The 5,592-nt window shown below is 67.4% G+C and carries 4 protein-coding genes and 3 pseudogenes; 2 read left to right on the top strand and 5 right to left on the bottom strand.

The features are described from left to right. Positions 1 to 18 precede the first annotated feature (18 nt). Both JGS39_RS36670 and JGS39_RS36665 read right to left on the bottom strand, forming a co-directional pair. Positions 19 to 950, bottom strand: a pseudogene (locus tag JGS39_RS36670) (IS5 family transposase). A 193-nt stretch (positions 951 to 1,143) separates the two neighbouring features. After that, on the bottom strand, positions 1,144 to 2,463 hold the full coding sequence (locus tag JGS39_RS36665; protein ID WP_219574094.1) for a DUF1254 domain-containing protein: 1,320 nt from the start codon (positions 2,461 to 2,463) through the stop codon (positions 1,144 to 1,146). Positions 2,464 to 2,560: 97 nt separating this feature from the next. Here JGS39_RS36665 and JGS39_RS42040 point away from each other — a divergent pair. After that, a pseudogene (locus tag JGS39_RS42040) lies at positions 2,561 to 2,710 on the top strand (GntR family transcriptional regulator); the annotation flags it as partial. A gap of 229 nt (positions 2,711 to 2,939) precedes the next feature. Here JGS39_RS42040 and JGS39_RS36655 read toward each other — a convergent pair. After that, on the bottom strand, positions 2,940 to 3,245 hold the full coding sequence (locus tag JGS39_RS36655; protein ID WP_219574093.1) for a helix-turn-helix domain-containing protein: 306 nt from the start codon (positions 3,243 to 3,245) through the stop codon (positions 2,940 to 2,942). 65 nt (positions 3,246 to 3,310) lie between these two features. Here JGS39_RS36655 and map point away from each other — a divergent pair, with 65 nt between their 5' ends. Further along, positions 3,311 to 4,093, top strand: a complete 783-nt coding sequence (gene map, locus JGS39_RS36650; RefSeq protein WP_219574092.1) for a type I methionyl aminopeptidase — start codon at positions 3,311 to 3,313, stop codon at positions 4,091 to 4,093. Here map and JGS39_RS41260 read toward each other — a convergent pair. Both JGS39_RS41260 and JGS39_RS41755 read right to left on the bottom strand, forming a co-directional pair. After that, entirely contained in the window at positions 4,065 to 5,075 is a 1,011-nt protein-coding gene (locus JGS39_RS41260; protein ID WP_236064592.1) for a DUF4158 domain-containing protein, read from the bottom strand. The genes map and JGS39_RS41260 overlap by 29 nt on opposite strands. A gap of 309 nt (positions 5,076 to 5,384) precedes the next feature. Further along, positions 5,385 to 5,592 (bottom strand): annotated as a pseudogene (locus JGS39_RS41755) (IS630 family transposase); the annotation flags it as partial.

The following is a 5,592-nucleotide window of genomic DNA, read 5'->3' as shown; positions in this document are numbered from 1 at the left end:
TAGGCACTGTTTCTCGGATCATGCTCTGAGCCAGATGACGAGGGCTGCGAGGGTGACGGTGCCGAGGTAGATGTAGGCGCGTTTCTCGTAGCGGGTGGCGACGGCGCGGAAGCCTTTCAGGCGGTTGATTGCGCGTTCGACGGTGTTGCGCTTCTTGTATCGCTCGCTGTCGAAACCGGTGGGACGGCCGCCTCGGGAACCGCGATTCTTACGGTGTCTCTGCTGGTCGAGGCGTTCGGGGATGGTGTGCCGGATGCCGCGTCGCCGCAGGTAACGGCGGTTCTTCCGAGAGGTGTAGGCCTTGTCCGCCAGGACATGGTCGGGCCGAGTCCGGGGGCGGCCGACTCCGATGCGGGGCACGGAGACCTGCTCCAGCACTCGCTCGAACTGGGGGCCGTCACCGTAGTGTCCGGGTGTCAGGACAAGGGCGAGGGGCCGGCATCGCCCGTCGGCGGCAAGGTGGATCTTGGTGGTGAATCCGCCGCGGGAACGTCCCAGACACTCGCCGATCTGACCACTTCCTCCAGCCGGACCGTCAGTTTCCTCAACACCGGATCGACCTGGTTCGTCCCCCCAGCGATCCCCTTTTGAGGGGCCGCGACCGCCGTCGCCTTGCGCGCGCCGGCGGCGTGCTGGTGGGCCCGCACAACTGTCGAGTCCACCGAGACGTCCCAGTCGATCTGGCCCGCAGTGTCCTCGGCCGCCTGGATCCGCGACAGCAGCATTGTCCAAGTTCCATCCGCTGACCAGCGGCGATGGCGTTTGTAGACGGTCTCCCACGGCCCGAACCGCTCCGGTAGATCCCTCCACTGCACGCCCGTCCGGACCCGGTAGAGCACCCCGTTGATCACCCGACGGTGGTCACTCCACCGGCCCCCGCGGGCCCCACCAGGAGGCGAGAACGACTCCAGCCGGCCCCACTCCGCATTCGTCAGATCACCACGTCCCATACAAACAGCCTGACCCCAACACCCCACGCACGTCAGGAGATCCGAGAAACAGTGCCTAGATCCCTGCAGTCCCGCGTTGGTACCTGGTCGTCCGGGCGGTATTGCCATCATCGTCGCAACCGCGATGACCAGCACCGGACTGATGGCGATGCTGACGACCGGACGACCATCCGTCCGACGGCGTCGCCCGTGATCAGCCTGCCACGGTCAGGGGCGGCAGCTGCCAGGTGCCGTCGAGCACGGATGCCTCCGGCCCGTACATGCGGATGATGACGGAGAAGGGGCCGTCGGGAGCGGGCAACCAGTTCGCCGCCTGTTGTGGGCCGTTGGGACGGGTGTGCTGGACGTACAGGGTCAGGCCGCCGTCCTCGTCGTGGACCAGGCCCGGGGTGCGGTCCCCGATGGAGTACCGGTCGATCGGATTGTCCACCAGGAGACGCTCGGGGAGCCCGTAGAGCGTGGCCGACCAGAAGAACTGCGGCATGGGGAGTTGGTCGGCGGTGAAGTGGATGGTGTAGTCGCGGCCTGCGGCGTTCGGCGGGCAGTTGCCCTTGCTGTCGACGACCCAGCCCCCATACCAGGCTTCCGCCGGGGGAAGCCCGTACAGGCCCTTGTCCGCACCGATCCCGCGCACAAGGTAGTCCTCTCCCAGCTCCGCACGTGTGCCAAAGATGCCGGATGAGGTCGTCGCCCCGGCCTTGGCGGCCTCCAGCCGCTCGTGGCCGGCACTGATGCCCTCTTCCATCGCGGCGCGAACTTCGGGCTTCAGGGAGGCCGGGTCGAAGGTACCGCTCCCGTCCACACCGAGCGCGGCCAGCCGCTCGCGCACATCCTTGCTCCCGGGCAGAACGGGAAAGAAGCCGAGCAAGAAGTCCAGCACGGTGAAGAACTCAATGTCCTGACCGGACTCCTCGCGCCACACCGGCCACACGGGGTCCGGAACGGGGGCCGGCACGTCGGCACCGGTGAAAGCGCTCAGCGGCCGCAACCGATACTGCTCCTGGATCGCGCGCAGCTCCTCGATGTCCGCCTCGGCCAGACCGGTGAGGGTGGTCCGGCCCAGACAGCCCACGAGCTGAGTGTCTGCGCGCAGGACCCCCGCTGCACCGTCAGGCACCGCACCGTTCCATTCGGGCCCCGCGATCAGGTAGTGCCCGGGGCCCTGGCCGGTAGTTCGGGCACCGACGAAGCCTACGTAGGTGGTATCCAGATCATGGAAGGGCAGCACGTAGTAGCGGTCCATCTCGGGAACTGACACCACCCACGGCTCCGCGCGCAGGTCCAGCCAGCACCAGGAGTACGGGGTGTCGTTGTTCGGCGTGACGATGTCGGTGTTCTCCGGCCGCGACGGCTGCGGATAGTGCCGGAATGTTCCGAAACCGCCCACATACCGGTTGTCGTCCGGGTTCACGGCCTGCGCGTACATCGTCCGGTAGTTCTCCAGCATCGGATGGCCGTACACCCAGCCCTCCGCCGCAGTCGCCCGCACCGCGTTCAGATCCACGCCGCTCATGCATCTCCCAGGTCATGAAATGTGCACTTGTGTCCCCTTGAGGATCATAAAGATCTATTTGAGGTATGCACGCAGAGCAGGGCTCAGGCGTCAACGCCGCAATCCCGACCGGGACGGCGCCAAGGAACACCGCAGGCTGGAGGAGGCGGCGCTGGCCCGCGACGCCGACACCGCAGCCGCGGTCCTGGTCCAGCACCTCACTTTGACCGCAGCTGCTCTGACCGGCGATTCAGGCCAGGCCACCTAGGCATACGCCACAACAGCGAGGTCGAGTTGAGAATGCATGTCCAGATCGAACCGGCCGTAGGGGTTCACGTGGGTCGGAGCTGCTTCGAGGGCCAGGGCCCCGCACCACAGTGGCGATCGCACTGGCCGGTCTCGTGCACATCGCCGTTCGCCGGTAGCCCTGTGCCGGTGATCTTGACGAGGCCACGGACAAGCTCACTGGCTCATGCGTACTTGATGTGGAGTGGGTGTTACGAAACCAGCGATGGATGCCGCGTGACAGGCAGGACCGACTGATCCTCGACGGTTCGCCCCGCCTGGTTAATCCTGGTCCAGACGGCGTCAAGAGACGGGCCGAGGGTGTCGGCGATCGCTGCGATGGTCGGGAAGGCGGGGGTAGCCACACGGCCGGATTCGATCTTCCGCAGAGTTTCCGGCGAGATGTGCGAAGCGAGCGCCACGTCCAGCACCGAGCGGCAGCCCCGGGCTCGGCGGAGCAGGGCGCCGAGGCGCTGTCCGCGTTCTACCTCGGCGGGGGTGAGCGGCAACCTGACCATGACCCTATTTCAATACCGGTATAGTTATACCGGGATAGTTATTGGACGCACATGAGAGGTCCCCCATGATTGAGATCCTGAACTCCGCACGGCTTGAGCGGGCGAGAGACACCGGCGCCCTGGTCGGAAACATCCTGCACACGCTGAAGCAGCGCAGCACGGTCGGGACGAACTTGCTGGACATCGACCAGTGGGCCAAGGAGATGATCACCGAGGCGGGAGCGCAGTCCTGCTACGTCAACTACGCGCCTTCCTTCGGGCGCGGCCCGTTCGGGCACTACATATGCACGGCCGTCAACGACGGAGTGCTCCACGGGCGGCCTCACAACTACACGCTGGCAGACGGGGATCTGCTGACTCTCGACCTCGCCGTAGCCAGGGGCGGGGTGGCAGCGGACGCCGCGATCAGCTTCCTGGTGGGCAAGGCCAGGCCAGCGGAGAGCGTTGCGATGATCGAGACGACCGAACGTGCACTCGCCGCCGGCATCGCCGCCGCCAAGCCTGGGGCGCGCATCGGCGACCTCTCCCACGCCATCGGCACGGTCCTCAGCAAGGCGGGCTACCCGATCAACACCGAGTTCGGAGGCCACGGCATCGGCTCGACCATGCACCAGGACCCACACGTCGCGAACACCGGACGGCCCGGCCGCGGATACAAGCTGCGCCCCGGACTGCTGCTCGCCCTGGAGCCCTGGGTCATGGCCGACACTGCCACACTCGTCACCGACGCCGACGGTTGGACGCTGCGCAGCGCGACAGGCTGCCGGACCGCGCACAGCGAGCACACCATCGCCATCACCGACAACGGAGCCGAAGTTCTCACCCTGCCCACGCAGGCACGATCGTAAGAGGGCGCTGTAACGAGTGGCCCAGCGGGCCGGGTGCGCCGCCGTCAATCCTCGTCATCCGCGAAAGCCTCCGGGTCCCGGAAGGAACGCAGGCAGGACCGGGTCCGCTGGCCTTGATGTTGAACAGATAGCGGCCCAGGAAGTTGATGTGAGGGGGCAGCCCCCAGCGCGTCCGACTCGCCCAACAGGGACAGGAAGGGGCGCACGGTGTTGTAGCGCAGGGCCAGCCTCTCGCGCATCGCCGCCTCGGCCGAACCGTCGTCCTCGGGCACCAGGGCCTCGACGGTCGCGACCGCGCCGGCCACCGCCGTACGCGGCACCGCCTCCTCCACCGCCGCCCACAGCGCGGCAACGTCCAGGGCCGCGTCGTGCTCCGCGACCAGGTCCAGCCCATCGCCAACCGCTCCCGATCCGACGCTCTGCGCGCCGGGCTGATCAGTCGGTTCGCCATCAGCACCGCGAACAGGTCCAGCGCGTCATCGACCGCCTGCGCCTCCAACTGGCGCACCACCGCCGTCAACAGAGCGGTCCTCCGCAGCGCCGGCACCCTCTCAATCGTCTGCGCCTTGCTCAACTGCCCGTACCGGGCCAGCGTGGACAGCCGGTTCACCGGCACCCGCGACAGGTTCACCCGCCCCAGCGCGAACGCGGAGATCTCCTCCACCCGCTCCATGGCCCGCACCATCGCGGTGCCCGTCGACTTCGTCGGCGGCGTACGCTGCCGCTCCACCTCCGAGACCCGCTTGCCCTCCGGCACCACCAACAGCTCCGCGAGCGTCGGCGCGAGCTGGGGATCGGCCCGGTGCGCGGCACGGGCTACCGCCTCGTACAGGCGCCGCTCAGCCGCCGCGCGGGCCTCCGACACCTGCCGGGCCAGCACCGACACCCCGGGCAGCAGCACCCGGTTCTTCCGCAGCCACGTCACCGCATGGTTGAAGAGGGCCACCGGCCCCTCGGCGTGCGTCCACGCCCGCCCGTACAGGAAGCCCCGGAACTCCCGGCCCCACCGCCCATCGGTGAGTCCCGGTACTCAAACCGCTCCTGGATCTGTGCCGCGTGCTCGTACACCGTCGACCGGCGCTCCGCACACCACTTCACACAAGGCGTCCTCGATGCCGAGCTGCCCGGCGCCAGGTATTCCACGGCCTCCCACGGCACCGCAAGCGGGCCTCGCCAAGGAATCGGTCGACGTAACGAACCATACAGATCTGCACGGCCACGCCAAGGCGGTGCGGACGTTCATGCGCGCCATGCGAATCATGGACAAGGACGCCTACTGGCTAGTGCCGCATCAGGCAACGTTCGCCCTGTCGACGACGGCGCGTAAGCGCCGGTCGTCGGCGTGGCCGTTTCGCCAGATGATCTAGCGGCGGATAATCATGCTGCCCTGTTCCTTGTGGTCGGCGTGGTCGGTGCTGTCGAGGGTGAAGTAGCACAAGGCTGTGAACTGGGCCTCGATGCGGTTGAGCCAGGAGCTGTTACTGAGATTGAACTCGTGA

The organism is Streptomyces poriferorum (assembly GCF_019399235.1).
Taxonomy (GTDB): Bacteria; Actinomycetota; Actinomycetes; order Streptomycetales; family Streptomycetaceae; genus Streptomyces; species Streptomyces poriferorum.
This window is presented reverse-complemented; position numbering and strand designations above follow the sequence as displayed.